Raw genomic sequence first — 3,707 nt, forward strand, 5'->3', positions numbered from 1 at the left:
GCGAGCGCTGAAGCAACGCCTACATTCACTTTTCCGTCTTCCGAAAACAAAGCCGATCCGATGATGACTTTTTGCGCGCCTGCGTCCAGAACCTCGCGCGCGCGGTCGGCCGAACGAATCCCTCCGCCTACCTGGCAACGGAGCCGGCGCGCGAACTGTGCGACCAGCGCCGAGTTGTTACCTTGTCGCATCGCCGCATCCAGGTCAATGAGCTGCACCAGAGGAAAGCGCGAGAACTTCTCAATCCAGTATTCGAAATCGTCAAATGAAAGGCGGAGCTTCTCTCCCTGCACCAGCTGCACAATCCGGCCGCCCATCAAATCAATTGAAGGAATCAGCATGGCAGCCTCACCGGAACGCCCGCTGCAATCAATTCCTCTTTTAGCGACCGCGCGCTCGACACGCCGAAATGGAAGATGCTCGCCGCAAGAGCCGCATCCGCCTTTCCTCTGGCAAAAACATCGGCAAAGTGCGCCACTGTTCCAGCGCCTCCTGATGCGATCACCGGGATGTTGACCGATTCGCTGACCGCTGCCGTCAGTTCACAGTCGAATCCAGCTCGAGTACCATCCGCGTCCATCGACGTAAGCAGAATTTCTCCCGCTCCCCGAGCCTCGGCTTCAAGCGCCCACTCCACAACACGCCGTCCAGCCGGCTTGCGGCCGCCCTGCACAAAGACCTGCGCATCGCGCACCGGGTCTTCTGCTTCTGGATAGCGCCGCGCGTCGATTGCCACCACAACGGCCTGCGATCCAAAACTGCGCCCAATCGTGCTGATCAGCAGGGGGTCTGCAAGCGCTGCCGAGTTGATGCTGATCTTGTCTGCGCCCGCCTCGAACACCTGTTCTGCCTCCTCCGCGCTACGAATCCCGCCACCCACCGTGAAGGGCACAAACAACTCGCGCGCGGTACGCCGCACTGTCTCCAGGAGCGTTTGTCGGCCTTCGTGCGTGGCCGTAATGTCGAGTAGCACAATCTCGTCCGCGCCTTCGCGGGCATGGCGTGACGCCAGCGCCGCCGGGTCACCGGCATCGACGATGTCCACAAACTGAACGCCCTTGACCACGCGCCCAGCGTGGACATCAAGACACGCAATGATGCGCTTGGTCAGCATGTCCACACCAGGAAGTTCTGCAGAATCTTCAACCCAGTCTCTCCGGATTTTTCAGGATGAAATTGAACACCCATTACGTTGCCGTTCTCTACCGCAGATGCAAACGGCTCGATGTACTTTGTCGTTGCGGCGGTGTCGGCAGTGACAGGAGCTTTATAAGAATGCGTAAAGTAAACAAACTCACCCGCCCCAACCCCAGCAAGAAGGCGCGATCCAGAATTCGTCTCTAACGAGTTCCAACCAACATGGGGAACCTTTTGGTTGCATTCCGGAAAACGTGTGCATGACTCTTTGAAATGTCCGAGCCCCAACTGATTTGCAGCTTCGGTCGACCCCGCATACAACCACTGCATCCCCACGCAAATCCCAAGAAACGGCACTCCCTGCGCAAGCGCACTGCGTATCGCCCCCGTCATGCCAGTCGCATCCAACCGCCCGGTTGCCGCAAAATGGCCCACGCCCGGCAGCACAATCCGCTCTGCTGACTCGATAAGCGAAACATCCGAATCCGTCACTACCGCGTCCGCTCCGAGGTGCCGCAGCGCCTTCAGCACAGACGTGAGGTTCCCGGCTTTGTAGTCAATCACCGTGACACGCATCAGAGAAGCCCCTTGGTACTCGGCAACATCTCGCCAAGTTGCTTATCGCGCGAACACGCCACGCGGAGAGCCCGCGCAAAGGCCTTGAAGATCGCCTCGATCTTGTGATGATTTGACCTGCCGTACATGGTTTTCACATGCACATTGGCCCGTGCGCCACGCGCAAATCCTTCAAAAAAATCCGCCACCAGCTCTGTCTGTAGATCGCCGACAAGTCGCGTCTTAACCTTCGTGTCCACCACATACGCCGCACGGCCGCTCAAGTCCACCGCCGCGATCGCTAGCGTCTCATCCATCGGCATCACAAAGTAGCCGGCGCGCAGAATTCCACGCTTGTCGCCTAGCGCGCGATCGAACGCCTCGCCAAGCGCGATTCCCACATCCTCCACCGTGTGATGCTGGTCCACATCGAGATCACCCTTGCACGTGAGTTCCAAGTCAAATGCACCGTGTCGCGTGAACAGTTCCAGCATGTGATCGAAGAACCGAATGCCCGTCGTGACCTTGTACTGCCCCTTGCCCTCGATCTTGAGATCAATGGCAATGCGCGTTTCATGCGTATCGCGTACAACAACGCCCCTGCGAACCACCGTGCCCCGCGACGCCTTCTCCGCAGCCTTGGCTGTCATCGCTCCCCCTCCATTGCACCAAGCACCTTCAGCGTTGCGCGGAGCACCGCTGTGGCTTCGCGCATCTGCTGGCGTGTACCAATCGTTATGCGGACGCAGCCGTCACAACCCGGATCGTTTGACCGGTCGCGCACCAGCACGCCACCAGCTGACATCAGCCGAACAAATTCAGCATGCTGCCCGCCAACATACACCAGAATGAAATTCGCATGACTCGGCCAGTGGCGCATACCCACGGACTCAAGCGCAGCCTCAAAATCTGCGCGGGCAGAAATCACTTCCCCAACGTACCAATCCAGGTACGCGGAATCCTCCAATGCAGGCGGCAGGCAAGCCAATGCAAGCGAGTTCACGCTATACGGCGAAAGCACGCGCCGAATCCACCGCATCAAATCAGCCCGACCCGCGAGAACGCCCAGCCGTAACCCCGCCAGCCCATAGGCCTTTGAAAAAGTACGCGCAATCAGCACGTTTGGAAGCGTCTCGATCAGATCGATCACGGTCTCCCCGCAAAAATGGAAATACGCTTCATCCACCAGCACCACCGCCTGCGGAGCGCGCTGCGCAAGTTCGACAACTTGTTCCCTCGTCGCGAGCGAACCCGAAGGGCTGTTAGGGTTCGCAATGGCTATGACCTTCGTCTGCGGAGTAATGGCGCTTAGAAGTCGATCGAAGGGAAACTGCAGGTCTGTGTCCGCCTGCACCGCAACTACATTGGCATCCATCGCCGACGCGTATACCTCGTACATGGTGTACGTGGGAACGGGCAACAACAATTCGTCGCCGGAATCGAGAAATGTCTCGAAGAGCACATGAATCGCTTCATCCACACCATTGGTGAGTACTACTCTCTCCGCCGAAATTCCAAGGTGTTTCGCAACAATCCGCTCAACAGGGGCGCGTTCTGGATAGCGGGTAAGATCGGCCGCCGAAATGCGACCGAGGACCTCCCGCACCTTTGGAGAGCACGCAATCGTGTTTTCATTGAAGTCGAGGCGCATCGCATCGCGATTTCCCAGCGGCGGATGATACTCCTTCATCGCCTGGACCCGGGCACGCGGAGTGGGTTGAACAACAGAAGCGGAATTATGCACGAGCCCTCCCTCCGCGGACCGCGACTGGCGCTCGCTTCCGTGAAACCTTGCGTAACCGCACGCGTATCGCTTCAGCATGTGCGGGCAAACCTTCTGCCTCCGCCAGCATCGCCGCCGGCGGCCCCAGGAGGAGCATTCCCTGCGCCGAATACTCCTGCACGGTAATCAGCTTCACGAAATCATTCACGCTGAGCCCGCCACGTACCCGCGCCATTCCGCCCGTGGGCAGAGTGTGATTCGGCCCCGAAATGTAGTCACCCATCGGCTGCGC

At 58.9% G+C, this 3,707-nt stretch carries 6 protein-coding genes; all 6 read right to left on the reverse strand.

What is annotated here, in order from left to right; all coding sequences use genetic code 11:
• Nucleotides 1-341, reverse strand: a 341-nt coding sequence (locus WA354_RS24590) for a HisA/HisF-related TIM barrel protein (RefSeq protein ID WP_472815666.1), incomplete at its 3' end; no start/stop codon positions are given.
• Nucleotides 335-1,114: an imidazole glycerol phosphate synthase subunit HisF gene (gene hisF, locus WA354_RS24595; protein ID WP_472815667.1), complete on the reverse strand. Its 780-nt coding sequence runs from the start codon at nt 1,112-1,114 to the stop codon at nt 335-337. The genes WA354_RS24590 and hisF, both read right to left, overlap by 7 nt.
• Entirely contained in the window at nt 1,108-1,713 is a 606-nt protein-coding gene (gene hisH, locus WA354_RS24600; protein ID WP_472815668.1) for an imidazole glycerol phosphate synthase subunit HisH, read from the reverse strand. The genes hisF and hisH overlap by 7 nt, the downstream gene beginning before the upstream one ends.
• Nucleotides 1,713-2,342: an imidazoleglycerol-phosphate dehydratase HisB gene (gene hisB, locus WA354_RS24605; RefSeq protein ID WP_472815669.1), complete on the reverse strand. Its 630-nt coding sequence runs from the start codon at nt 2,340-2,342 to the stop codon at nt 1,713-1,715. The genes hisH and hisB overlap by 1 nt, the downstream gene beginning before the upstream one ends.
• Nucleotides 2,339-3,436: a histidinol-phosphate transaminase gene (gene hisC, locus WA354_RS24610; RefSeq protein ID WP_472815670.1), complete on the reverse strand. Its 1,098-nt coding sequence runs from the start codon at nt 3,434-3,436 to the stop codon at nt 2,339-2,341. The genes hisB and hisC overlap by 4 nt, the downstream gene beginning before the upstream one ends.
• Nucleotides 3,429-3,707 (reverse strand): histidinol dehydrogenase (locus WA354_RS24615; protein WP_472815671.1); only part of this gene is annotated, 279 nt, incomplete at its 5' end. The genes hisC and WA354_RS24615, both read right to left, overlap by 8 nt.

Source organism: Occallatibacter sp. (genome assembly GCF_049802275.1).
Lineage (GTDB): Bacteria > Acidobacteriota > Terriglobia > Terriglobales > Acidobacteriaceae > Telmatobacter.

What these genes read in the sequence shown, in the direction of transcription:
- hisF (WP_472815667.1), bottom strand. Translation starts at nt 1,114, where the DNA reads ATGCTGACCAAGCGCATCATTGCGTGTCTTGATGTCCACGCTGGGCGC.
- hisH (WP_472815668.1), bottom strand. Translation starts at nt 1,713, where the DNA reads ATGCGTGTCACGGTGATTGACTACAAAGCCGGGAACCTCACGTCTGTG.
- hisB (WP_472815669.1), bottom strand. Translation starts at nt 2,342, where the DNA reads ATGACAGCCAAGGCTGCGGAGAAGGCGTCGCGGGGCACGGTGGTTCGC.